Here is a 22,830-nt window from a genome sequence, read left to right as displayed (position 1 = left end):
CGCGTGCGCCGCGCTTGCATTGCATGAAGGCGTGGCAAGCGCAATGCGGCGCCTGCTCCAACATTAAGAGCTTCCCATGAACATATCCAAATTCTTCATCGATCGCCCGATCTTTGCCGGCGTGCTATCGGTATTGATCCTGCTCGGGGGCATCATCTCGCTGTTCAAGCTGCCCATTTCCGAATATCCGGAAGTGGTGCCGCCGTCGGTGGTGGTGCACGCGCAGTATCCGGGCGCAAATCCGAAGGTGATCGCCGAGGCGGTCGCGGCGCCGCTCGAGGAACAGATCAACGGCGTCGAAAACATGCTGTATATGCAGTCGCAAGCGAATAGCGACGGCAATCTGACGCTCACCGTCACATTCAAGCTCGGCACTAATCCGGACCTTGCGACGCAGCTCGTGCAGAACCGCGTGAACCAGGCGCTGCCGCGTTTGCCCGAAGACGTGCAACGGCTCGGCGTGACGACGATCAAGAGTTCGCCGACGCTGACGATGGTGGTTCACCTGATCTCGCCGAACGATCGCTACGACATGACGTATCTGCGCAATTACGCGTTGCTCAACGTCAAGGACCGGCTCGCGCGAATTCAGGGCGTCGGTGAAGTCCAGCTGTGGGGTTCCGGCGATTACGCAATGCGTGTGTGGCTCGATCCGCAGAAAGTCGCGCAACGCGGGCTGACTGCGACGGAAGTCGTGAACGCGATTCGCGAACAGAACGTTCAGGTGGCGGCCGGCGTGATCGGCGCATCGCCATCGGTGCCCGGCACGCAGCTACAGTTGTCGGTGAATGCGCGCGGCCGCTTGAAGACCGAGAGCGAATTCGGCGACATCGTCGTGAAGACCGCGCCGGACGGTGGCGTGACCTATCTGCGTGACATTGCGCGGATCGAACTCGCGGCGTCGGAGTACGGGCTGCGTTCGCTGCTCGACAACAAGCCCGCGGTTGCGCTTGCCATCAACCAGGCACCCGGTGCGAATTCGCTGGCGATTTCCGAGCAGGTGCGCGCGGCGATGACGGAACTGTCCGCCGACATGCCGGCCGGCGTCGAATACCGGATCGTCTACGACCCGACGCAGTTCGTGCGTTCGAGTATCGAGGCGGTGATTCATACGCTGCTCGAAGCGATTGCGCTCGTCGTGATCGTCGTGATCGTGTTCCTGCAGACGTGGCGCGCGTCGATCATTCCGCTGATCGCCGTGCCGGTGTCGATCGTCGGTACGTTCTCTCTGCTGCTTGCGTTCGGTTTTTCGATCAATGCGTTGTCGCTGTTCGGGATGGTGCTGGCAATCGGCATCGTGGTCGACGATGCGATCGTGGTGGTGGAGAACGTCGAGCGCAACATCGAAAGCGGCCTGAGTGCGCGTGATGCGACCTATAAGGCGATGCGCGAAGTGAGCGGGCCGATCATCGCAATCGCGCTGACGCTGGTCGCGGTGTTCGTGCCGCTCGCGTTCATGACGGGCCTCACGGGTCAGTTCTACAAGCAGTTCGCGATGACCATCGCCATCTCGACGGTGATCTCGGCGTTCAATTCACTGACCCTGTCGCCGGCGTTGTCCGCGCTGCTGTTGCGCAGCCATGGCGAAAAGGAAGACTGGCTCACGCGTGTGATGAACCGCGTACTGGGCGGCTTCTTCCGCCGCTTCAACAAGGTCTTTCATCGCGGCTCGGAAGCGTATAGCCGTGGCGTGACCGGGGTGCTGCGCCGCAAGGGTGCGATGCTCGCGGTGTATGCGATCCTGCTCGGCGCGACCGTGCTGATGGCCCGTGTGGTGCCGGGCGGCTTCGTGCCCGCGCAGGACAAGGAGTACCTGATCGCCTTCGCGCAACTGCCCAACGGCGCGTCGCTCGACCGCACCGAAAAGGTGATTCGCGATATGAGCGCGATCGCGCTGAAGCAGCCGGGCGTCGAAAGCGCGGTGGCGTTCCCCGGTCTGTCGGTGAACGGCTTCACGAATAGTTCGAGCGCGGGCATCGTGTTCGTCACGCTCAAGCCGTTCAAGGAACGCGGCAACCGCAAGCTGTCGGCCGGTGCGATTGCCGGCGCGCTGAACCAGCAATATGGCGCGATCAAGGATTCGTTCGTCGCGGTGTTCCCGCCGCCGCCGGTGCTGGGCCTCGGTACGCTCGGCGGCTTCAAGATGCAGCTGGAGGATCACGGCGCGGTCGGCTACGCGGAATTGAACAAGGCCGCCGAGGCATTCGTGAAGCGCGCGGCGCAAACGCCTGAACTCGGCCCGACGTTCTCCAGCTATCAGATCAACGTGCCGCAGTTGAACGTCGATCTCGATCGCGTGAAGGCAAAGCAACTCGGCGTGCCGGTCACGGATGTGTTCAACACGATGCAGATCTATCTGGGCTCGCTGTATGTGAACGACTTCAACCGCTTCGGCCGCGTGTATCAGGTGCGTGTGCAGGCGGACGCGCCGTTCCGTCAACGCGCCGACGACATCCTGCAACTGAAGACACGTAACGCGGCGGGCGACATGGTGCCGTTGTCGTCGCTCGTCACGGTGACGCCGACATACGGTCCGGAAATGGTGGTGCGCTACAACGGCTACACCGCGGCCGACATCAACGGCGGCCCGGCACCGGGTTATTCGTCGGGCCAGGCGCAGGCCGCGGCCGAACGCGTGGCCGCCGAAGTGTTGCCGCACGGCGTGAAGCTCGAATGGACCGACCTCACGTATCAGCAGATTCTCGCCGGCAATGCGGGCATGTGGGTGTTCCCGATCAGCGTACTGCTGGTGTTCCTCGTGCTCGCGGCGCTGTACGAAAGCCTGACGCTGCCGCTCGCGGTGATCCTGATCGTGCCGATGAGCGTGCTGTCCGCGCTGACCGGCGTGTGGCTCACCGGTGGCGACAACAACATCTTTACGCAGATCGGTTTGATGGTGCTGGTGGGTCTGTCGGCGAAGAACGCGATCCTGATCGTCGAATTCGCGCGGGAACTCGAACACGATGGACGCTCGCCGCTTGCAGCGGCAATCGAGGCGAGCCGCTTGCGTCTGCGGCCAATTCTGATGACGTCGATCGCATTCATCATGGGCGTGGTGCCGCTGGTGCTGTCGAGCGGTGCGGGTTCGGAGATGCGTCACGCGATGGGTATCGCGGTGTTCTTCGGCATGCTCGGCGTCACGCTGTTCGGCTTGATGCTTACGCCGGTGTTCTATGTGGTGTTGCGGACGCTCGCGGGCGGCACGGTGCACGTCGCGCAGAAGGATGCGCCGCACTACGGGCCGGCCGTCACGGACGTCTGAAGGAGAAAACAATAATGAATCGCTTTGAATCTCGCATGGGTGACTTGAGCGGATGGGGCCGGGCGGCGGCCAGCACATTGCTGGTCGCGCTGCTGGCCGCATGCTCGGTCGAGCCCGTGTACAAGCGGCCCGATGTCGATACGCCGACAGCGTTCAAGGAAGCGCCCGCGGCAGCGGACGCTTCGGCGGCCTCGGGTGTAACCGCGGCGGCGGCACAGAACGCCGGTACGTGGAAGGCCGCACAACCGAACGACGATGCGCTGCGCGGCGAATGGTGGAAGGTATTCGGCGACGCGCAACTCGACGCACTCGAACAGCAGGCGGCCGCTGCGAACCAGGATCTGAAAGCCGCGGCGGCGCGCGTACAGCAGGCGCGCGCGGTTACCCAGGCGGCGAAGTCCGACTGGTTCCCGAAGCTCGATGCGGGCTTCGGTCCGACGCGCGAGCGCGCATCGGCGGCGTCGCAATTCCTGCCGGACAGCGCGGGCGGCACGACGGGCACGGTCTGGCGCGCGCAGGCCGGCGCGTCATACGAAGCGGATCTGTTCGGGCGCGTCGGCTCGAACGTGAATGCGTCGCGCGCGGACGAGCAGCAGAGCGAAGCGCTGTTCCGCTCGGTGCAACTGTCATTGCAGGCCGACGTCGCGCAGAACTACTTCCAGTTGCGCGAGCTCGATACCGATCAGGCGCTGTACCGCCGCACCGTCGCGCTGCGCGAGGATGCGCTGAAGCTCGTCGAGCGGCGCTTTAACGATGGCGATATCAGCGAGCTGGATCTGTCGCGGGCCCGCAATGAACTGGCGAGCGCGCGCGCGGATGCGGTCGGCGTTGCGCGTCAGCGCGCGGCATCGGAGCATAGCCTCGCGATTCTGCTCGGCAAGCCGCCCGCCGATTTCTCGTTTGCGGAGGCGCCGCTCGCGCCGGTGACGGTGCGCGTGCCGGCCGGTTTGCCTTCGGCACTGCTTGAACGGCGGCCCGATATCGCGGCGGCCGAGCGGGCGATGCAGGCGGCGAATGCGCGGGTCGGACTCGCGAAGTCGGCGTTCTTCCCGAAGCTCGACATCACCGGGGCATTCGGCTTTGAATCGGCGACGCTCGGCGATCTGTTCATGTGGTCGAGCCGCGCGTTCATTCTCGGCCCGCTGGCGGGCACCGCGTTGACCGTGCCGCTGTTCGACGGCGGACGCCGCAAGGCCAACCTTGCGCAGGCGCGCTCGAAGTACGACGAAGACGTCGCGCAGTATCGTCAGCAGGTGCTGGTCGCGTTCCGCGAAGTCGAGGACAACCTCGCCGATCTGCGTCTGCTCGATGATCAGATGCGCGAGCAGAACGATGCAGTGCAGGCGTCGGAGCGGGCCGCGCATCTGTCGCGCACGCAGTACACGGAGGGCGCGGTCAGTTATCTGGATGTGATCGACGGCGAACGTCAGGTACTGTTGTCGCAGTTGCAGGCGAGCCATCTGTCGGGTACGCAGGCGGTGTCGACGGTGAATCTGATTCGCGCGTTGGGTGGGGGTTGGGGCGAGGTGGGGGCCGGAGATTCGACGGTGGGGGCGGCTTCTGCGCCCGCCGTGGCGACCACCGCGGCGCCGGCTGCTGCTGCGTCCGGTTCAGCGCCTGAAGCTGCCGTTGCGCCGCAGCAGCAGGTGGCGAAGCGGTAAGGGACTACCCAAGCCGGCTGAACCGTCAGCTCAGCAGCACGCTCACCACTAACGCCGGGCTGCGCGCAAGCGCCGCCCGGCGTTGTTTCGTGCAAATCGCCTGGCGCGCTTTGCTTGTGCGAATCGGTTCGTAGACCGGGCGTGCGCGGCTCCCTATGATCATCCGGATCAAGCCAACGACCACTCCAGAGCCAGCAAGTGACTTTCGTGCATGACGGCATCGAGCAGCATCGCGAACATCGGCAATCGCATCCCGCAACGGACTTCACCGCATTACTCGCCGCGCTGCGAGCGAGCGCCGCGCAACGCGATCGCGAAGGCGGCCATGCGGCGCGGGAAAAACAATGGATTGCCGATGCCGGTCTGCTGACGCTCGCGGTACCGCGTGAATTCGGCGGCATCGGTGCGCGCTGGACCGACATCTACGACACCATCCGCCAGCTCGCGCGCGTCGACAGCGCGCTCGCGCATCTGCTTGGCTTCACGTGTCTGCAAGTTGTGAGCGTCGACCTGTGGGGTAATCTGCAACAACGTGAGCGTTATCTGCGCGGCACCGTCGAACATCGCTGGTGGTGGGGCAATGCGGTCAATCCGCTCGACACTCGGCTGATGGCGGTCGCGACCGGCGACGGCGGTTATGTGCTCGACGGCCGGAAAGGCTTTTGCTCGGGCACGCGCGGCTCGCAGATGATGACCGTGTCCGCGCACGACCCCGCTACCGGCAAGCCGGTCTTCGCTGTCGTGCCGACCGCGCGCGACGGCATCACCGTTCACGACGACTGGGACCCGATCGGTCAGCGGCAGACGGATAGCGGCAGTGTGTCGTTTGCTCAGGTCCGGGTGGCGCCAGCGGAAGTGCTCACGCGGCCGGACACGCCGCATGCGAGCCTGCGCACGCTGATCTCGCAGCAGGTGCTGATCAGCCTGTTCGTGGGCATCGCGCAGGGCGCGCTCGACGAGGCGCGCGTCTATGTGAACGCGCACGGCCGGCCGTGGATCAATGGGGACGTCGCCAAGGCCACCGACGATCCGTATCTGCTTCAGCGTTTCGGCGAAATGCGGGTGCAGAGCGTCAGTGCTGAAGCGCTAGCGGTGCGTGCCGCGCATGCACTCGATGACGCGTGGCAGCGCGGCTCGTCGCTCGATGCCGAAACGCGTGCACACGTCGCGCTCGCGACGTCGGAAGCCAAGACCGTCGCGCATCGGGCGGCGCTCGACGCGGGCGAAAAACTGTTCGATGCGTGCGGCGCCCGCGCGACCCGTGCGGCGCTCGCGCTCGACCGCTTCTGGCGCAACGCGCGGGTGCACACGCTGCACGACCCGCTCGACTACCGCGTGCGCGATGTCGGCCGCTACGCGCTCTGTGGGACATTGCCCGACGTTTCTTTGTACACTTGAGGCGGCTCGCGACAGCCCCGCCCGGCGTCGCGCCGATTCCCCTCAAGAGACATCCGGCTTGCTCTTCAAATTACCGACTACCGCCACCGCGCCGTTCTGCCCATCCGAGGTACAGGGCTCGGTCACCATCTCGCCAGGCGCGCCGTTCTGGAAAAAAATCCTGCAATTCGCGGGTCCCGGTCTGCTGGTCTCCATCGGCTACATGGACCCGGGCAACTGGGCCACCGCGATCGAAGCCGGATCGCGCTACGGCTACAGCCTGCTGTTCGTCGTGCTGCTGTCGAGCCTCGCGGCGATGGCGCTGCAATGCCTGAGCATGCGCCTGGGGATCGCCACCGGGCGCGACCTCGCGCAACTGTCCAGCGCGCGATACTCGCCGCGCGTCGCACGCATGCAATGGTTGCTCGCGGAGCTGTCGATCGTCGCATGCGATCTCGCCGAAGTGCTCGGCGGCGCGCTTGCTTTCCATCTGCTATTCCATTGCTCGCTGACCACCGGCGTGCTGCTCACCGCGTTCGACACACTGATCGTGCTCGGCCTCAAGGGCAAGAACTTCCGTGACCTCGAAGCGATCATGCTTGGGCTGATCGCCACGATCGGCATTGGCTACATCGTCGAACTTGCGCTCGTGAGGCCGCACTGGCCGTCCGTCGCGCAGGGGCTGATTCCGTCGTGGCAGGCGCTCGATTCGCGCGAACCGATGTATCTCGCGATCGGTATTCTCGGCGCGACGGTGATGCCGCATAACCTGTATCTGCATTCGTCGATCGTGCAGACCCGCGCGGTGAAGCGCGATCCGGCCAGCATCCGCTCGGCGATCGGACTGTCGCGCATCGATACGATCGCGTCGCTGGTGCTCGCGTTGCTGATCAACATGGCGATCCTGATTCTCGCCGCCGCGGCGTTTCATGCGACCGGGCACCAACAGGTCACGCAGATCGAAGACGCATACCGGCTGCTCGCGCCGATCGTCGGCACCGGTTTCGCCGCGGTCCTGTTCGCGATCACGCTGCTGGCGTCGGGGCAAAGCTCGACCTTCACCGGCACCGTGGCGGGGCAGGTCATCATGGAAGGCTTCCTGAAGATGAAGATTCCGTGCTGGCAGCGGCGCTTCATTACGCGCGCGCTCGCGCTGATTCCGGCGCTGATCGGCGTGCAGATACTGGGCAACGGCGCGGTCGGCCAGTTGCTCGTCGCAAGCCAGGTGGTGCTGAGCCTGCAACTGCCGTTCGCGCTTTATCCGCTGATTCGCATGACCAGTGACCGCTCGCTGATGGGTGAATTCGCGAACAGATTGCCGACGCGGCTGCTCGCGTGGACGCTGTTCGTCGCGATTAGTGCCGCGAATCTTTGGCTCGTCGCGCAGACGGTGGGGCTTGCCGGTTGACGCTGGCTTTGCCGGCGGTGCAGGTCGAGCCGGCGGTTGCGGCTACGCTCACCGGGTGCGGTGACGCGGCGATCGGGCGAGATTGGCTGACCAACTTTGCGCTTCCATTGCTCACTATGAATCCGCCATGAAAAACACCCCGGAGATCGGACCGCGATCCGACTTCCGGGGTGCAAATTACTGCGAGAACTTTTTTGTTATGAGCTGTGGCTCAGTGGGGCTCGCCGCGCCCCCCAACGAGTCGATCCGAATCTGCGTGAATCCGTTCAGGCGGCCTCAGCGACCTGCGCGGCGCCGAGCGCTTGCTGGCGCGCGGCTGCTGCTTTTTTCGTCTTGCCCGCGCGCGACGGCGGCTGGCAGGCACCGCACACGACGTTATGCTGCAGATCGTGCTTGTGCGCGACGAACTTGCCGGTGCAGCGGCAGCACCTGGTCAACTGCAGGATGTCGGCGTCGAAGAAACGCACCAGCGTCCATGCGCGCGTCAGGTCGAGCACCGGTTCGCTATCGCTGTGCTGGCAATGCTCCAGATACAGCCGATATCCCTTGGTCAGCGCATCGAGATGCGAGCAGCGCGCTTCGTTCTTCAGGAACAGGTACGTGTTGTAGAACAGCGATGCGTGGATGTTCGCGAGCCACGTCATGTACCAGTCGGCCGAAAACGGCAGCATGCCCTTGGGCGGCGATACGCCCTTGACCTCGCGGTACAGGCGGATCATCCGGTCGCGCGACAGCGTCAGTTCGCTTTCGAGCACCTGCATGCGGGCGCCGAGTTCGATCAGCGCGATCGCGCGGAACACTTCCTGCGCGTCTTCGGTCAGGCTTCGCTTGAGCATTGCACTCACCTCAGGCAAATTGCTCGGCGGGCTGGCCTGCAAGCAGGATCGCCGCGTGAGTCGGGGCAACCGCGGTGTGCTTCGTCGTTTGCGTCAATGCGGACAGCATTGAGTGGTCGTTGAAGCGGAAAAAGCACAGAAGCTGGTCGGAGGAGGCCAGCTTGACGATCTGCGCGAGCGACAGCCCGGCGAGCAAATCGGCCAGTTCCGACGACAGACCGAGCCGGAACATGCCGACCGGTTTGTCCTCACGCAACATACGTTGCGCGAGCATGATGTAAGACAAATTTATTTCGCGGATTGAATCCAGCGTATCGCTGCTACGGTCCATTTTTTTGTGTTTCCGAAGCCCCGAATTACCATGTCGGCTTTTTGCCGCTATCTCTTTTTTGCCTCGCCGGACACGATCCCCCGGCTACACGTCACTACCTGATACACCTCGCAAACTTTGATACAAGGCGTTACATTTCGTAACAGCTTGGGTCGAATTGTATGAAGGGTAAAAAGAGAAAGCAATCCCTTGTCGCAAAAATATCTCAAAAAACCACACGCATTTTCGGTAACTTCTTCACACGGCCGTAATATGCGATGCCGGCTGAATTGTCGCCCGACCGAGAATCACTTCTAATCCGCGAAAACCCTTGTTGCGCATGCCTCTCGCACAACCGGCGGCTCACTCGGCGAAGCGCGGAAGGCTAGCCGGGAATCAGTTTCAAATTAGAAAGGTAATAGAAAGCAGCGCAATAAGCGGTAATAAATGCTGTGATGCGAGGAACTGCGAGGGACAGATTCGAGAGAAAGAGGAAAGGTGCGGCCCTAGTTACAAAGGGAGCGAACGCGGGGCCGCGTTTGTAACGACATGTGTAAGCGCTAGCAGCTGGTCTGGCGGACGCGTTCGACTTCGAGGCCGAACAGCGGGCGCAGGCGGGTGCCCAGCACGTTACCGGCGAAAGCGGCGACCAGCCAGAGCCAGCCGTGCAAGCTGCCTGACACGATGCCGCTGAAATAGGCGCCGATGTTGCAACCATAGGCGAGGCGAGCACCGTATCCGAGCATCAGCCCGCCGATCACCGCGGCGATCAGCGAGCGCACCGGCACCTTCCACACTGGCGCATAACGGCCCGCCAGCGCGGCGGCCGCCATCGCGCCGAGAACGATGCCCAGGTCCATCACCGAGGTGACGTCATGTGTAACAGGCGCGGCCAGCGCACCTGCGTTGGCGTGGGCGGCCCAGTATGGCCAGTTCGCGACGTCGATGCCCAGCGCGGCGAAAACCTTCGCGCCCCACAGCGCGAACGCTGACGTGACGCCCCACGGCCGTCCAGACAGCGCAAGCGTCGCGAAGTTGAGCACGACGAGCGCGATCGCGCCGGCGAACAGGGGCCAGGGACCGTGCAACAACGGCGACCCATGCGGCTGGCGCAGTGGCTGGTTGACGAGTCGACCATGGCGGCGCCGTTCGACCAGCACCGTCAATGCGGCGATCACGGCAAAAATCACCAGATTCAGCGCGATCGCCCAGCCCGCGCCGAACGTCTTCACCATCGAGAACGGCTTCAGCGACGGCAACGCAGTCCAGAACGGCATGTGCGCGGTGGCGACCACCGAACCGGCGATGAACGCCGCCAGCGTGACGAGCATGCGGGTACTACCGCCACCTACCGTGTACAGCGTGCCGGACGCGCAGCCACCGCCGAGTTGCATCCCCACGCCGAACATGAACGCGCCGACCACTACCGACGTGCCGGCGGGCGCGACGAGCCCGGTCACGGGATGGCCGAACAGCGTGCCGGCCGCGAGCGCCGGGAAAAACAGCAGCACGCCGAGCGCGAGCATCAGCATTTGCGCGCGCAGCCCCGCGCCGCGGCCATCGGCGATGAAAACGCGCCAGGCCGACGTGAAACCGAATGCCGCGTGATAGAGCGAGATGCCGAGCAGCGCGCCAACTATATAGAGCGCTGCCTGGCGGCCACTGACGGTTTGCGCGAGATACACGGCGCCAAGCGCGATAAGGACGAGTGCGATGCCGAGCGGTTTCGGATTGATGTCGAAACGCCGCGTTACGCGGGCAAGCGGAGTGGAAAAGTCTGACATGGATAAATTTGACGGACAGGCAGCGGAACAGATGCTGCGATTCAGGAGGTGCGGTTCAAATGGTTCACATGCCACCGGACGGTGGCCAGAAACGCAACTGAAAACGATAGCATGGATTGCGAGTTCGGGCACAGAGCTGTCGGCAGCGCCAGGACGCAGCGCGTGCTCCTGGGGCGGGGATGCGCGAGCGGTAGCGAGCGGTGCGGGCGGTGCGTCGATGCCCGCCGGGCAATCCGCTTGATGTTAGCTGGCGGTTTTATCGCGCTGGCTTTCGGCGAACTCGCGCAATGCGGCGGCGGTTTGCGGATCCGCTGGAAAGAACGCTTCGATCGCCAGTTCCGACAACGTGACGTCGACCGGCGTGCCAAACACGGTGGTGGTGCTGAACAACGACAGTACGCCGAGCGGTGTGCGCAGCCGCAGCGGCACGGCGATCTGGTTGGTGCCGATGTCGTCCGGATGCGCTGGGCCAGCGTCCGGCGGCGCCGGATAGGCGGCCAGTTCGTCGCGCAATGCGCTGAGTGTTTCGTCGCCGCTCACTTCGATTTGCCGTTGCAAGCGTGCCAGCACGTGCTCTCGCCATGCATGCCAGTTGACGATCGACGCCCCGACGCCGTGCGGATGCAGACTCAGTCGCAGCGCATTGACCGGCGGCTTCAGCAGTTCAGCGCTCGCACCGGTCAACAATGGCGCGAGCGCGTTATTGGTCGCGACGATGGTCCAGTGCCGGTCGACCGCCAGTGCCGGGTACGGCTCATGGCCCTTGAGCACCAGCTCGACGGCTTCGCGCGCGGCGGCGAGTTGCGGATCGGACAGCGGACGTTCACGGAATAGCGGCGCGTAACCCGCCGCCATCAATAGCGCATTGCGTGCGCGCAACGGCACATCGAGCCGCTCGGCAAGATGCATGACCATCTCCCGGCTGGGCAGCGCACGGCCCGATTCGACGAAACTCAGATGGCGGGTGGAAATATCGGCTTCGGTGGCGAGGAGCAATTGGCTCATCCGTCGCCGTTGCCGCCATTCGCGCAGCAGATCGCCAACCGTGCGGCCGGCGACAGGTGACGGCGAAGAAGCGGTGGGCGCAAAAGAGAGTGAGTTCATGCCACCGATCATAGTTAAAAGCGCACGAGCAATCCATTACGTGGCGGGTAATGTTCCAGCGACTTCGAAATCTCGTCACCGGCGAGCCATCAGCAATCGCAGGGAGCCCTTCATATCAATCAGGCGGCTCGCAGCACGCTCCGTTTAAGCAAGCGCCGCGCGGCTGCCATTGATCAGGAGGTCAGCGGCTCGCGCGTGTGCCGACGACTCGGCCGACTGGCCAATTCAGCGAAGAAGCGCGGTGCTCGCACACCGTCGCCTCGCTTTGCTTACCTCCGACGTAATCGACGCCATGCGCGCGAGCGGCCAATCTTCAATCCGAGCCCGCCGCATGCGACGCATGCCGAGCGTTGTGCTCAGTGCTACCAACCAGGAGCTTCAAATGAATGCGCATACCGATCTGGTCGACCGTTATTTCGACGCCTGGAACGAGACTGATGGCGCGCGCCGCCGCGAGCTGATTGCAACGACCTGGAGCGCCGATGCCGATTATCGCGATCCGTTGCTCGCCGGCAGCGGGCACGACGGCATCGACGCAATGATCCGCGCGGTGCACGAGCGTTTCCCGCACCACACGTTTCGCCGCACGACCGACGTGGACGGGTTCGCGAATCGCGTGCGGTTTTCGTGGGCGCTGACGACCCCTGCGGGCGACGCGATCGTCAGGGGGTCCGACTTCGGCGTGGTGGATGTGCACGGGCGTCTGCAGGCGGTCACGGGCTTTCTCGATGAAGCACCGGGCGCCGCCTGACAACGCTTTCGCAACGTTTTCTTCATCGGAGCGATCATGTACGGGCCCGCTGCTTCCACGACTTTGAAGGCCAGCTTCGCACTGGCACGCGTGTCGGCCGCCGCCGATGCGATCTCGAGCGCCATTGCTGGCTTCGCTTTACTCGCCGGCGCGCGCGCGTTCACGTTCGTTGCGCTGCTCGGCTGGCGTGAGCCAGTGATGGGCGGCGCGGGACTCCTGCTGCTGGCGTTGGTCGGCGGACTGCGCTGGTGGTGCGGCAGAGCAAGGCGGGCCGCGGCCGGATTGTCTGACGCGCAATCTTTCACCCGGCGCGGCGGTTCGACGACGACCCGCGCCGGTGGAGCGCGCGATGCCTGGCCGGAACGCGCGTGTGCTCACCTGCGTGTCGGGCAAGCGCACGACGTTGCTTGCTACAATCGATCGATCATCGCCAGTCGGCGGGACGGCCTTGCGTGATCGACCGACGCAACGCTGAACGCGCTCTGCAGGTGCGAACTGTAGACCACCGGGTTCGCATCGCGCGAGCCCGGCGCCAACCGCGCGCGATCGACGCTGCCGACCGCATGAACCGCACGAACCGCACAATAAGGAGACACCGTGCTGAAAAATCTGGACCCGCTGCTTAACGCCGACATACTGTATGCGCTGCGCTCGATGGGCCACGGCGACGAAGTCGTCATCTGCGATGCGAACTTCCCGGCCGAATCGGTCGCGCGCGACACGGTGCTCGGCGAGTTGTTGCGTCTCGATGGCGTCAGCTCGCCGCGCGCGGTTCGCGCGGTGCTGTCGGTGCTGCCGCTCGATACCTTCGTCGACCATCCCGCGTCGCGCATGGAAGTGGTCGGCGAGCCGCATACGCTCCCGGCGGTACAGCGCGAGGCGCAGGCCGAGGTCGATGCTGCCGAAGGGCGCGAGGTGCCGTTCATGTCGATCGAGCGCTTCGCATTTTACGAGCGCGCGCGCGAGGCCTACTGCGTGATCGCGACCGGCGAAGAGCGCGGCTACGGCTGCTTCGTGTTCACCAAAGGCGTGCTGCTCGCGCCCGACGCGCCGCGCACATAGCCGCTTTCCCGTCCATCACTTGGCGTCAACGGAATCACGAAGAAACCGATGAGCTTCCAGCTAGATAGTCTTGATCATCTCGTTCTGAACGTCGCGAATGTGGAAGCCAGCGCCGCGTGGTACGCGCGCGCGCTCGGCATGCGGCGCACCGAATTTGCATCGCGCAGCGGCACGCGCGTCGCGATGACCTACGGCAATCAGAAGATCAACCTGCGTCCGGCAACGGCCGATACCGTCGCGTGGTTCACGTCGCGCGAGCCGGTGCCGGGCAGCGCGGATCTATGCTTCGTTACGACCGCGAATCCGGCCGACGTCGAAGCGCACTGGCTCGCCGAGGGCATTGCGATCGAGGCCGGGCCGGTCGAGCGCGACGGCGCGCGCGGCAAGATGACGTCGGTGTATTGCCGCGATCCCGATGGCAACCTGATCGAGGTCGCCACCTATCCGTCAGCCTGAGCGGCCCGCCGCGCCGCGTGGGCCTGCCGCGTCGCCGGCCGGGCTTGGAAAAGCCGGCCGTTGCACATATGCTCAGGGGCGAGGCGGGGAACTGCGGCTGCCCATCCGGGTCTGCTGCTTATTCAATTACAGGAGCCCCTCATGTCGCGTCCCGTTGATTCCGGCGTCATTTTCATCGCCCGTCTTGCCCTTGCGGTGCTGTTTCTGTGGAGCGGAGTGATGAAGTTGCTGGGCTATGCGGGCTTCGTCAGCTATCTGCATTCGAAGGGCGTGCCGTTCGTGCAGGTCGCCGCGCCGATCGCCACCGCGGTGGAAGTGCTGGGCGGGCTGTTGCTGGTGGTCGGTTTCAAGGTGCGTCCGCTCGCGCTGATCATGGCCGTCTACACGGTGGCGACAGCCGTGCTGGGCCACGATTTCTGGAACATTACCGACCCTGCGTTGCAACACGACATGGTGATCCACTTCTGGAAGAACATCGGTATCGCGGGTGGCTTCCTGCTGCTGTTCGTGACTGGCGCGGGGCGTATGAGCATCGACGGCGCACGCGCGCCGCGTGGCCGTCTCGGCGGGCTTTGACGCGTGAGCGGCAGCGCCGGCGCGGCAGGTATTCCATTTCGCGCAATCAAGGGAGCACATAATGATTGAGAATTTCGAGCAGATAATCGGTGGCAAGGCTACGCAACTGTGCGCGAGTCTCGGCGAAGGGCCGACGCCGCATCGCGTCATCATCAGCCTCGCCGAATCGGCGAAAACGCTGGTGATTCTGGACGCGTCCGGATTTATCGGCACGCTGAAGGCCGAGATCGAAGAGCCGGAGAAACTGATCGCCAACGCAATCGCCAAGGCACGCGATGATGGCCTGATCGAACGCGCGGTGGATACCGGCGTGATCCAGGAGACGTCGCTATAGGCGATGCGGTGGCGCCTCGCGGCATCGTTCGAGGCGCCGCTCGCTTTGCATAGGGAAACCCTCGCGGTGCGTTGAGCATCGCGGGGGTTTTTATCTTGCCGGCGCGTTCGAGCCGTCATCGCGGCTTACTTATCTGTCACTGGTCCGTCTGCCGGTTGCGCGCTCTCGACGCGCGTGGGCGGGTTTTGTCGCGTGAGGTTCCGGGTGTACGAAACACGCGAGCATCCCGCCCAGCGCCAGCAGCGCCACGGAGATGGCGGTCGCCATTTGCATCCCCGGCACGATCTGCGCCGCGGCCGCGCCACCCGCGAGCGCGCCGAACGCGGCCACGCCGACCGCGCCACCCGCCTGACGCGCGGTGTTCAGTACCGCCGAGGCGGTACTTGCGCGCTTCGCTTCTGTCGATGCGAGCACCGCGGTGGTCATCGCCGGCACCGCCAGACCCATGCCCGACGGAATCAGCAGGAACGGCAGCAGCAGACCGATCAGCGGCGTGCCGGCATCGACGAGATGCAGCAACCCATAGCCGAGGCCGGCGGTGATCGCGCCGAAGATCATCGGTACGCGCACGCCGAAGCGGCCGATCACCCAGCCGCTCGCGACGTTCGAGATCAGGAAGCCGCCCGTCAACGGCAGAAACGCGAGTCCCGCCTGAAACGGCGTGTAGCCGCGCACGCGTTGCAGATAAAGACTGAGCACGAACACCATGCCGTAGTACGTCAGATTCACGCAGATGCCGAACAGCACCGCCGCGCTGAAGGTGCGCGTGCCGAACAGCGACAGCGGCACCATTGGGCTCGCGACGCGCGCTTCGACGAATACGAACGCGCCCGCCGCCAGCAGCGCGACGACGAAGCCGCCGGCCACGACCGGATGCGCGAGGCCCAGCGGCCGCCATTCGATGACCGCGGCGACAAAGGCCGTTAGCGCGACGATCGCGAGACACTGGCCGCCCAGGTCGATGCCGCGGCGGGCCGTGTCCGTGGCTGTGCCCGCGCTGGTGCCTGTTCCTGTGTTCCCGGAGACGGCGGCGGGCGCGCCGGATGGCGACGCTTGCGGGCGCGCAATCCACAGCAGCGTCGCGAGCAGGCCGGCCGCGCAGATCGGCAGATTGACGAGGAAGATGCTGCGCCAGCCGAACGCGGCGATCAGCAGGCCGCCGGCCACCGGTCCCGCCGCGATCGATATCGCGCCGGACGCGGTCCACAGACCGACCGCGCGGGCCCGTAACTTCGGATCATGACCGAACGACTGGTTGAGCAGCGCGAGCGAAGTCGGCAGCATCGCCGCCGCGCCGATGCCTTGCACCGCGCGCGCGGCCACCAGCATCCGGGCATCGAGCGCGAGTCCGCAGGCAAGCGACGCGAGCGCGAACAACACGATCCCGGCCGCGTAGATGCGCCGCGCGCCGAACCGGTCGCCGAGCGAGCCGGCCGACAGCATCAGCACCGCGAACGCGAGCGTGTATGCATCGACGACCCATTGCAGCCCGGCGACGTTCGCATGCAGGTCCCAGCCGATTCTCGGCAACGCGATGTTGACGATAGTCACGTCCAGTTGCGTGACGACGAAGCCGACGCTGACCGTTGCGAGAACGCGGCCGAGCTTGGGCGAAAACGAGGCAGTGGATGAGTTCATGAATGCATCGTAAGCCTGCTGCGGCGTGGCATGTTTCGATGCGCGGTGAAGTGTGGATGTGGCTGCCGGCCAGCGACGCAAAATCGGAATGCTCCGATGGGACAGAAAGGATATGCCTTCGAGAATGACTGGCCTTTTCCCTTCGAGATTTCACCTATGCGTGTTGCTGTCCTTCAGCGTGACCCGGTCATGCGTCAGTCGATCGAGCATGTCCTGATGAGCGCCGGCCATTTCTGCACCGCTTTTGACGACGGTCTGGAGATGTCGAGGGCGCTCGCCCATTCCACGATGGACCTGCTGGTGCTCGACTGGCACAGCACGCGGCTCGCGGGCGCCGAGCTGCTGGGGCAGGTACGCCGGATTGCCGGCGAACAGTTGCCAATCATGTTCGTATCGAACGACCGGTCGGAGGCGAGCATGGTGCGCGCGCTCGCAGACGGTGCCGACGATTACCTGCCGTTGCCGCTGCGTGCCGCCGAATTTCGCGCACGCGTCGCGGCGCTGCTGCGGCGCGCGTATCCGGAGCGCTGTGCGACGGCAAGTTTTGAAGTCGGCCCCTACCGCTTCGACCGGATCCGCAAGGTGGCGTTGCTGCGGGGAGAACGGGTGCCGCTCACCAGCACGCAGTATCGGCTGGCCATGCTGTTCTTTTCCAATCTCGGCCGCGTGATGTCGCGCGATCACATCTACACGATGGTGTGGGGCCGCGAGCTGATCGAATTCACGCGGACGATCGACACGCATGTATCGCAGCTGCGCGTGCTGCTCGAGATCGAGCCGCGCAATGGTTTTCTGTTGCGGCCCATCTACAAGAGCGGTTACCGGCTGGTGAGTGTGCGCGAAGACGCTGCGAGGCGTTAGCTGACGCAATGCGCAGTTCGCTGCGCGTTGCGATGTTCGCGCCCGTCGGCAGACCGCTTGTGCTGAACTTCGCGTGCGTCGGATGATGATGGCTCGTGCGATGCGGTTCTGCCGATCCGCCGCGTCTACCCTCCCGATAGCCTGAGCAGACGGTCCTTTCGACGATCGGACCTTGGGCGGTTCCGTGTGCGCGATGCCGTGCGGACCGCGCTCGGCGCGCTATGCCCAATTCGTCACAATCCGCGCGCACGCGCGCCAAGACCCACTGGCCCGCGGTTTCTACCATGTGCGTCATGAAAACCCTGAACTTTATCGACTCGCACACCGGCGGTGAGCCCACCCGCCTCGTGGTGTCGGGTGGCCCGGACCTGGGCGGCGGCACGCTCGCGCAACGGCTCGACGTTTTCCGCACGCGCTTCGACGACTGGCGCGCGGGCATCGTCACCGAACCGCGCGGCTCGGACGTGGTGGTCGGCGCGCTGCTGTGCGAGCCCGACGATCGAAGCTGCGCAGCCGGCGTGATCTTCTTCAATAACGTCGGTTATCTCGGCATGTGCGGACACGGCACGATCGGGCTCGTCGTGTCGCTCGCGTACATGGGGCGGATCGGACCCGGGCGTCATCGCATCGAGACCCCGGTCGGTGTGGTCGAGGCGACGCTCAACGAAGATCGCAGCGTTGCGGTGCGCAATGTGCCCGCCTATCGCTATCGCAAGGCGGTGCAGGTCGACGTACCCGGCTACGGCCTGTTGACCGGCGATATCGGCTGGGGTGGCAACTGGTTTTTCCTCGTCGCCGAACATGGGCACGAACTGCAAGCCGCACAGATCACGAGTCTGACCACCTTCAGTTCCGCGATCCGCGACGCGTTGAGCGCACAGAACATCACCGGCGCGAACGGCGCGCTGATCGACCATATCGAGCTGTTCGGGCCGGGCTCCCGTGATGGCCTCGACAGCCGCAGCTTCGTGCTGTGCCCCGGCAATGCATACGACCGCTCGCCGTGCGGCACCGGCACCAGCGCGAAAGTCGCGTGTCTCGCGGCGGACGGCAAACTCGCCGAGGGCGCGGTGTGGCGGCAGGAAAGCATCATCGGCAGCGTGTTCGACGCGAGCTATCGTGCCGCTGGCGACGGCGTCCACGTGATCCCGACGATCACCGGTCACGCGCACATCATGGCCGAAGGGCGTCTGTGTTTCGACGAAAGCGATCCGTTCGCGTGGGGCATTCCGACCGCATGAGCCCGGACGCATTGATCATCGGGGCGGGCATCGTCGGTGCCGCATGCGCGGCGGAGTTGGCCGCGCTCGGCATGCGCGTCGACGTGCTCGACGCGCAACGTATCGGCGGTGGCGCGACCGCGGCCGGCATGGGCCATATCGTCGTGATGAACGACTCGCCCGCGGAACTGGCGCTGAGCCTTTATTCGCGCGATCTGTGGCTGCAACTCGCACCGCAACTGCGTGCGCGCGACGCGTTCGCGCGCTGCGGCACGCTGTGGATCGCCGCCGACGAAGAAGAATGGCAAGCCGCGCGCGCGATGCATGCGGTGTTCGCGGCGAACGGCGTGGCCGCGCAACTTTTGGATGCAGCCGAATTGCGCGCGTGCGAGCCGGCGCTCGCCGAGTCGATGGCTGGCGCGCTGAGGACCGAGCACGACAGCATCGTGTACGCGCCCACTGCCGCTGAATGGCTGCTCACGCAGTCGCCGCAGGCGGCGAATATTCGCGTGCGGCTCGGCGCAACGGTCACGTCGATTTGCGCGGGTGGCGTGACGCTGGACGGAGGCGAGCGCATTAGTGCCGCTCACGTGGTCGTGTCAAACGGTCTCGGCGCCGCGCAGCTGCTGCCTTCGCTGCCATTGCAAGCGAAGAAAGGCCATCTGCTGATCACCGATCGATACCCGGGACTGATTCACCATCAATTGCTCGAACTTGGCTATATCAAGAGCGCGCATCATGCGAGCGGCACGTCGGTCGCGTTCAATGCGCAGCCGCGCCCGACCGGCCAGCTGTTGATCGGCTCGTCGCGCCAGTTCGACAGCACCGATCCCACCGTCGAGTTGCCAGTGCTCGCGCAGATGCTGCAACGCGCCGCGCAATATCTGCCTGTGCTGCCGACGCTCAACGGCATCCGCGCATGGACCGGCTTTCGGGCGGCGTCGCCGGACGGACTGCCGCTGATCGGGCCGGTCGGCGATTTTGCGTGCGGCCTGACGCGTGGCGTCTGGCTTGCGGTCGGTCACGAAGGGCTCGGCGTGACGACGTCTCTCGCTACCGCGAAACTGCTCGCCGCGCAGATCGCGGGAAGCGCCGCGTCGATTCCCGTCGAGCCCTATCTGCCGGTCCGCTTTGCTGAACAGGTGGTCCATGACTGACCGCCGGGCGGCCCGTATCCGTCTGAAGATCGATGGCCGCGAGATCGAAGTGGCGGCCGGCACGACCGTGGCCGGCGCACTCGCGATTGCCGGCGTCAGCGCTTCGCGGCTATCGCTCAAAGGCGAGCCGCGTGCGGCATTGTGCGGCATGGGCGTATGCCAGGAATGTCGCGTGACGATCGACGGCCGCGCGCACGCGCTCGCTTGCCTGACGCTGTGCCGCGACGGCCAGCGCGTGCAGACACCGAACGGAGCGGGACGCGCATGACGCAGGACGTTACGCAGCATTTCGATGTCGTCGTGATCGGGGGCGGTCCGGCCGGGCTCAATGCGGCGCGGGCAGCGGCACAAAGCGGGGCGACGGTAGCTATCGTCGACGACAATCCGCGCGCGGGCGGCCAGATCTGGCGTCAAGGCCCCGCGCATCCTCCGCAGGCACCGCTGCACGCGCTGCTTGCCGCGCTGCAAACGGAGCGGCGCTTCACGCACTGGCCGTCGACCCGCGTGATCGCGCCGCTCGGCCGCCACGGCTTGCTGCTCGAATCCGCCGCGCACGGCGGCGTTTCGGTCAGCTACGGCCGTTTGATCCTGGCGACCGGCGCGCGCGAGCGGCTGCTGCCGTTCGCTGGTTGGACCTTGCCCGGGGTGACCGGCGCCGGCGCGTTGCAGGCCCTGATCAAAGGCGGCACGCCGGTGCGTGACGAGCGGATCGTGATTGCCGGCAGCGGTCCGCTGTTGATCGCCGCGCTCGCCACCGCCCGCGACGCTGGCGCTCGTGTGTTGGCGGTCGTCGAGCAGGCGCCTGCCGCGGAGCTCGCGCGTTTCGGCGCGTCGCTGCTGCGCGAGCCCGCGAAGCTGAGTCAGGCGATCGCGCTGACGCGCGGTTTCACGGGACTGCGTTATTGGACCGGCAGCATCGTGCGCGAAGCGCGTGGCGACGACCGCGTGCGGCAGGTGACGATCCGGCGCGGCGAGCGTGACGTGACGCTCGATTGCGATCGCGTTGCGTGCGGCTACGGGCTCGTGCCGAACGCCACGCTCGCACACGCGCTCGGCTGCGCGATCAACGACGCCGGTGAGATCGTCGTCGACGATGAACAGCGCACCTCGCTCGAGCATGTGTATGCGGCGGGCGAATGCACCGGCATCGGCGGCGCGGAGCTCGCTTGTGTCGAAGGCGAGATCGCCGGCCTGACGGCAGGCGGCGCGGCCGCCACGCAGCGCGCGGCGCTGCGCGCGCTCGTCGCGCAACGAGCGCGCTGGCGGCGTTTCGGCGCCCGCGTCGCAACGTCGTTCGCGTTGACGGAAGCTGCGCGCACCCCACCGGCGGACGCGACACTGCTGTGCCGCTGCGAAGACGTGAGCGTCGGCGAAGTACGCCGCTGCGCCGACTGGCGCGACGCGAAGTTGCAAACCCGCTGCGGGATGGGGCCGTGTCAGGGAAGAATCTGCGGTGCGGCCGCGAACCTGTACTTCGGCTGGCCGGCCGCCGCGCCACGCCCGCCGTTCAGTCCCGCGCAAATCGGCACGCTGATGCGCGCGGCGGACCCGCCCACCGTCGCACGGTAACGACGTCACGCCGACGCTCGGCGGATATTGACGACCGCCGCGCCGCTCTATAATCGTTCGCAATTGCCGCACGGGCTGGCCGCCTGGCCACGCTCACGCGGCGATTCGCGAACGCGTGCACAAAGCATTCAACCAGGCATCGACCCACGGGACCCGCATCATGAACACGCTGGCTCATCCGCTGGAACCGGACGATACGACGCTGTCCGGCATGCTGTCGCACTTCAGATTGCTCGAGCCGGTGTTCGACGCGATGCCGGACGTCGTGTTCTTCGTCAAGGACGCCGACGCGCGTTATGCGCTCGTCAACCGCACGCTCGCATCGCGTTGCGGCTTCAAGGAAAAAACCGCGCTGCTTGGCAAGACCGCCGAGGACGTGTTTCCGCGCCGCTTCGGACGTGTCTACACCGCGCAGGACAAGGCCATCATCGGGGTAGGTAACCAGATGCTCGATCAGCTCGAATTGCATCTGTATCCGGGCCGCCAGCCGGGCTGGTGCCTGACCTGCAAGCAGCCGCTGCGCGACGCGAGCGGCAAAGTGGTCGGCCTGGCTGGCATCTCCCGCGATCTGAAAGCGGACGAAAGCAGCCACCCGGCGTATAGCCGGCTCGCGGCGGTCGTGCAGTCGATCCAGGAAAACTACGTGCAGCCGCTCAATCTGAAGCAACTGGCGGCGATGGCCGACATGTCGGTCGCGCAACTGGAGCGCTATTTTCACAAGGTGTTTCATCTGACGCCGCGTCAGGTGCTGCTGAAAACGCGGCTCGATGCGGCGACCGCGCTGCTGGTGTCGCACGACAAGGTCACCGACGTCGCCGCGCGCTGCGGCTATACCGACCACAGCGCATTCACGCGGCAATTCAAGGCGACGGTCGGTGTGACGCCGACCGAATATCGGATGCTGCTGCACGGCACGCTGCGCAACTGAGCTTTTTTGGGTCACGGCCGGTCGCATGAGCTGTTGAGTGTTCTTGCGCTCGACGCCAACGGTCTCGCAAACAGTCGGCTCACCGGGCTGGAATGACGAAGGCCGCGTCAACGCAAAGCGTCGGCCGCGGCCTTGAATGCTTGTAACGCGTGTGATCTTCGCGTTGATCTCGTTATTTGACGCCGAGTCCTCGCAATACCGCGTTGCCTTCCTGCGTCAGGCGAATATGCGGGGTGCCGGCATCGCTCGACACGGTCTCGACGAGACCGGCTTCGTAGAGCTGCGGAATCTCGGGTTTTGCGGAGGCGTCGATCGGAGCGTGCAGCAACAGCAGCAGTGTCGCCAGTTCATGATGGCTCAGTAAACGACGCAGGATCGTGGGCCGCTTGGCGGGTGTTTCCGTGGTATTCGGTTCAGGCTGATTCATGGAGGCGCACCTCGTGCGGGGACATGTCCGGGGGATCATGGGGATGAAGTCTTAAGCGATTCTTAAGACCTCATTGTCCTGTAACGCCGTGACATGAACGTGGCAATAC

22 protein-coding genes are annotated in these 22,830 nt (G+C 65.2%); 16 read left to right on the top strand and 6 right to left on the bottom strand.

Features of this window, described 5'->3' with window-relative positions:
* Positions 1-76 precede the first annotated feature (76 nt).
* The 4 genes from VGH68_RS13915 to VGH68_RS13900 all read left to right on the top strand — a co-directional run bounded on the left by VGH68_RS13915 (position 77) and on the right by VGH68_RS13900 (position 7,708).
* Positions 77-3,262 carry an efflux RND transporter permease subunit gene (locus tag VGH68_RS13915; protein ID WP_331604217.1) on the top strand — a complete coding sequence of 1,062 codons (3,186 nt, stop codon included), beginning with the start codon at positions 77-79 and terminating at the stop codon, positions 3,260-3,262.
* Between the two features lie 14 nt (positions 3,263-3,276).
* Complete coding sequence (locus VGH68_RS13910) at positions 3,277-4,923, top strand: efflux transporter outer membrane subunit (protein WP_331604216.1); 1,647 nt, start codon at positions 3,277-3,279, stop codon at positions 4,921-4,923.
* 219 nt (positions 4,924-5,142) lie between these two features.
* Positions 5,143-6,321 (top strand): acyl-CoA dehydrogenase family protein, encoded by a 1,179-nt coding sequence (locus VGH68_RS13905; protein ID WP_331604243.1) that lies wholly within the window; start codon positions 5,143-5,145, stop codon positions 6,319-6,321.
* A gap of 58 nt (positions 6,322-6,379) precedes the next feature.
* Positions 6,380-7,708 carry an Nramp family divalent metal transporter gene (locus tag VGH68_RS13900; protein WP_331604215.1) on the top strand — a complete coding sequence of 443 codons (1,329 nt, stop codon included), beginning with the start codon at positions 6,380-6,382 and terminating at the stop codon, positions 7,706-7,708.
* 266 nt (positions 7,709-7,974) lie between these two features.
* Here the strand turns inward: VGH68_RS13900 and flhC are convergent, their stop codons facing one another.
* The 4 genes from flhC to VGH68_RS13880 all read right to left on the bottom strand — a co-directional run bounded on the left by flhC (position 7,975) and on the right by VGH68_RS13880 (position 11,742).
* Positions 7,975-8,544 carry a flagellar transcriptional regulator FlhC gene (flhC, locus tag VGH68_RS13895; protein ID WP_331604214.1) on the bottom strand — a complete coding sequence of 190 codons (570 nt, stop codon included), beginning with the start codon at positions 8,542-8,544 and terminating at the stop codon, positions 7,975-7,977.
* Positions 8,545-8,554: 10 nt separating this feature from the next.
* A complete protein-coding gene (flhD, locus tag VGH68_RS13890; RefSeq protein WP_331604213.1) occupies positions 8,555-8,875 on the bottom strand; it encodes a flagellar transcriptional regulator FlhD in 321 nt (106 codons plus the stop codon).
* A gap of 539 nt (positions 8,876-9,414) precedes the next feature.
* Positions 9,415-10,638, bottom strand: coding sequence for a YeeE/YedE family protein (locus tag VGH68_RS13885; protein ID WP_331604212.1), 1,224 nt, complete (start codon positions 10,636-10,638; stop codon positions 9,415-9,417).
* 243 nt (positions 10,639-10,881) lie between these two features.
* The gene (locus tag VGH68_RS13880; protein ID WP_331604211.1) at positions 10,882-11,742 is read right to left on the bottom strand and encodes a helix-turn-helix transcriptional regulator; all 861 of its coding nucleotides are present in this window, start codon (positions 11,740-11,742) and stop codon (positions 10,882-10,884) included.
* A 382-nt stretch (positions 11,743-12,124) separates the two neighbouring features.
* Here VGH68_RS13880 and VGH68_RS13875 point away from each other — a divergent pair, with 382 nt between their 5' ends.
* From VGH68_RS13875 to VGH68_RS13850, 6 genes are all read left to right on the top strand, one after another.
* Positions 12,125-12,493 (top strand): nuclear transport factor 2 family protein, encoded by a 369-nt coding sequence (locus VGH68_RS13875; RefSeq protein WP_331604210.1) that lies wholly within the window; start codon positions 12,125-12,127, stop codon positions 12,491-12,493.
* Between the two features lie 36 nt (positions 12,494-12,529).
* On the top strand, positions 12,530-12,949 hold the full coding sequence (locus VGH68_RS30100) for a hypothetical protein (protein WP_414696940.1): 420 nt from the start codon (positions 12,530-12,532) through the stop codon (positions 12,947-12,949).
* A 141-nt stretch (positions 12,950-13,090) separates the two neighbouring features.
* Positions 13,091-13,555, top strand: coding sequence for an RbsD/FucU family protein (locus VGH68_RS13865; RefSeq protein WP_331604209.1), 465 nt, complete (start codon positions 13,091-13,093; stop codon positions 13,553-13,555).
* 48 nt (positions 13,556-13,603) lie between these two features.
* A complete protein-coding gene (locus VGH68_RS13860; RefSeq protein WP_331604208.1) occupies positions 13,604-14,011 on the top strand; it encodes a VOC family protein in 408 nt (135 codons plus the stop codon).
* A 141-nt stretch (positions 14,012-14,152) separates the two neighbouring features.
* Complete coding sequence (locus VGH68_RS13855; RefSeq protein ID WP_331604207.1) at positions 14,153-14,587, top strand: DoxX family protein; 435 nt, start codon at positions 14,153-14,155, stop codon at positions 14,585-14,587.
* 61 nt (positions 14,588-14,648) lie between these two features.
* Entirely contained in the window at positions 14,649-14,921 is a 273-nt protein-coding gene (locus tag VGH68_RS13850; RefSeq protein ID WP_331604205.1) for a hypothetical protein, read from the top strand.
* Positions 14,922-15,050: 129 nt separating this feature from the next.
* Here the strand turns inward: VGH68_RS13850 and VGH68_RS13845 are convergent, their stop codons facing one another.
* On the bottom strand, positions 15,051-16,559 hold the full coding sequence (locus VGH68_RS13845) for an MFS transporter (protein WP_331604204.1): 1,509 nt from the start codon (positions 16,557-16,559) through the stop codon (positions 15,051-15,053).
* A gap of 156 nt (positions 16,560-16,715) precedes the next feature.
* Here VGH68_RS13845 and VGH68_RS13840 point away from each other — a divergent pair, with 156 nt between their 5' ends.
* The 6 genes from VGH68_RS13840 to VGH68_RS13815 all read left to right on the top strand — a co-directional run bounded on the left by VGH68_RS13840 (position 16,716) and on the right by VGH68_RS13815 (position 22,294).
* On the top strand, positions 16,716-17,420 hold the full coding sequence (locus VGH68_RS13840; RefSeq protein ID WP_331604203.1) for a response regulator transcription factor: 705 nt from the start codon (positions 16,716-16,718) through the stop codon (positions 17,418-17,420).
* 284 nt (positions 17,421-17,704) lie between these two features.
* A complete protein-coding gene (locus tag VGH68_RS13835) occupies positions 17,705-18,661 on the top strand; it encodes a 4-hydroxyproline epimerase (RefSeq protein ID WP_331604202.1) in 957 nt (318 codons plus the stop codon).
* A complete protein-coding gene (locus VGH68_RS13830) occupies positions 18,658-19,797 on the top strand; it encodes an FAD-dependent oxidoreductase (protein ID WP_331604242.1) in 1,140 nt (379 codons plus the stop codon). Before VGH68_RS13835 ends, VGH68_RS13830 begins: the two co-directional genes overlap by 4 nt.
* Positions 19,790-20,065, top strand: a complete 276-nt coding sequence (locus VGH68_RS13825; protein WP_331604201.1) for a (2Fe-2S)-binding protein — start codon at positions 19,790-19,792, stop codon at positions 20,063-20,065. The genes VGH68_RS13830 and VGH68_RS13825 overlap by 8 nt, the downstream gene beginning before the upstream one ends.
* A complete protein-coding gene (locus VGH68_RS13820) occupies positions 20,062-21,366 on the top strand; it encodes an NAD(P)/FAD-dependent oxidoreductase (RefSeq protein ID WP_331604200.1) in 1,305 nt (434 codons plus the stop codon). The genes VGH68_RS13825 and VGH68_RS13820 overlap by 4 nt, the downstream gene beginning before the upstream one ends.
* 160 nt (positions 21,367-21,526) lie before the next feature.
* Complete coding sequence (locus VGH68_RS13815; protein WP_331604199.1) at positions 21,527-22,294, top strand: AraC family transcriptional regulator; 768 nt, start codon at positions 21,527-21,529, stop codon at positions 22,292-22,294.
* Between the two features lie 172 nt (positions 22,295-22,466).
* Here VGH68_RS13815 and VGH68_RS13810 read toward each other — a convergent pair whose 3' ends face one another.
* Positions 22,467-22,721 (bottom strand): hypothetical protein, encoded by a 255-nt coding sequence (locus VGH68_RS13810; protein WP_331604198.1) that lies wholly within the window; start codon positions 22,719-22,721, stop codon positions 22,467-22,469.
* Positions 22,722-22,830 lie beyond the last annotated feature (109 nt).

This window comes from Paraburkholderia sp., from assembly GCF_036488505.1.
Lineage (GTDB): Bacteria > Pseudomonadota > Gammaproteobacteria > Burkholderiales > Burkholderiaceae > Paraburkholderia.
The sequence above is the reverse complement of the archived record's forward strand: the minus strand, read 5'-3'. Positions and strand labels throughout refer to the sequence as shown.

Coding starts and splice junctions, on each gene's coding strand:
- VGH68_RS13915 (WP_331604217.1), top strand. CDS start 77: ATGAACATATCCAAATTCTTCATCGATCGCCCGATCTTTGCCGGCGTG.
- VGH68_RS13910 (WP_331604216.1), top strand. CDS start 3,277: ATGAATCGCTTTGAATCTCGCATGGGTGACTTGAGCGGATGGGGCCGG.
- flhC (WP_331604214.1), bottom strand. CDS start 8,544: ATGCTCAAGCGAAGCCTGACCGAAGACGCGCAGGAAGTGTTCCGCGCG.
- flhD (WP_331604213.1), bottom strand. CDS start 8,875: ATGGACCGTAGCAGCGATACGCTGGATTCAATCCGCGAAATAAATTTG.
- VGH68_RS13885 (WP_331604212.1), bottom strand. CDS start 10,638: ATGTCAGACTTTTCCACTCCGCTTGCCCGCGTAACGCGGCGTTTCGAC.
- VGH68_RS13880 (WP_331604211.1), bottom strand. CDS start 11,742: ATGAACTCACTCTCTTTTGCGCCCACCGCTTCTTCGCCGTCACCTGTC.
- VGH68_RS13875 (WP_331604210.1), top strand. CDS start 12,125: ATGAATGCGCATACCGATCTGGTCGACCGTTATTTCGACGCCTGGAAC.
- VGH68_RS30100 (WP_414696940.1), top strand. CDS start 12,530: ATGTACGGGCCCGCTGCTTCCACGACTTTGAAGGCCAGCTTCGCACTG.
- VGH68_RS13860 (WP_331604208.1), top strand. CDS start 13,604: ATGAGCTTCCAGCTAGATAGTCTTGATCATCTCGTTCTGAACGTCGCG.
- VGH68_RS13855 (WP_331604207.1), top strand. CDS start 14,153: ATGTCGCGTCCCGTTGATTCCGGCGTCATTTTCATCGCCCGTCTTGCC.
- VGH68_RS13850 (WP_331604205.1), top strand. CDS start 14,649: ATGATTGAGAATTTCGAGCAGATAATCGGTGGCAAGGCTACGCAACTG.
- VGH68_RS13845 (WP_331604204.1), bottom strand. CDS start 16,559: ATGAACTCATCCACTGCCTCGTTTTCGCCCAAGCTCGGCCGCGTTCTC.
- VGH68_RS13840 (WP_331604203.1), top strand. CDS start 16,716: ATGCGTGTTGCTGTCCTTCAGCGTGACCCGGTCATGCGTCAGTCGATC.
- VGH68_RS13835 (WP_331604202.1), top strand. CDS start 17,705: ATGTGCGTCATGAAAACCCTGAACTTTATCGACTCGCACACCGGCGGT.
- VGH68_RS13830 (WP_331604242.1), top strand. CDS start 18,658: ATGAGCCCGGACGCATTGATCATCGGGGCGGGCATCGTCGGTGCCGCA.
- VGH68_RS13825 (WP_331604201.1), top strand. CDS start 19,790: ATGACTGACCGCCGGGCGGCCCGTATCCGTCTGAAGATCGATGGCCGC.
- VGH68_RS13820 (WP_331604200.1), top strand. CDS start 20,062: ATGACGCAGGACGTTACGCAGCATTTCGATGTCGTCGTGATCGGGGGC.
- VGH68_RS13815 (WP_331604199.1), top strand. CDS start 21,527: ATGAACACGCTGGCTCATCCGCTGGAACCGGACGATACGACGCTGTCC.
- VGH68_RS13810 (WP_331604198.1), bottom strand. CDS start 22,721: ATGAATCAGCCTGAACCGAATACCACGGAAACACCCGCCAAGCGGCCC.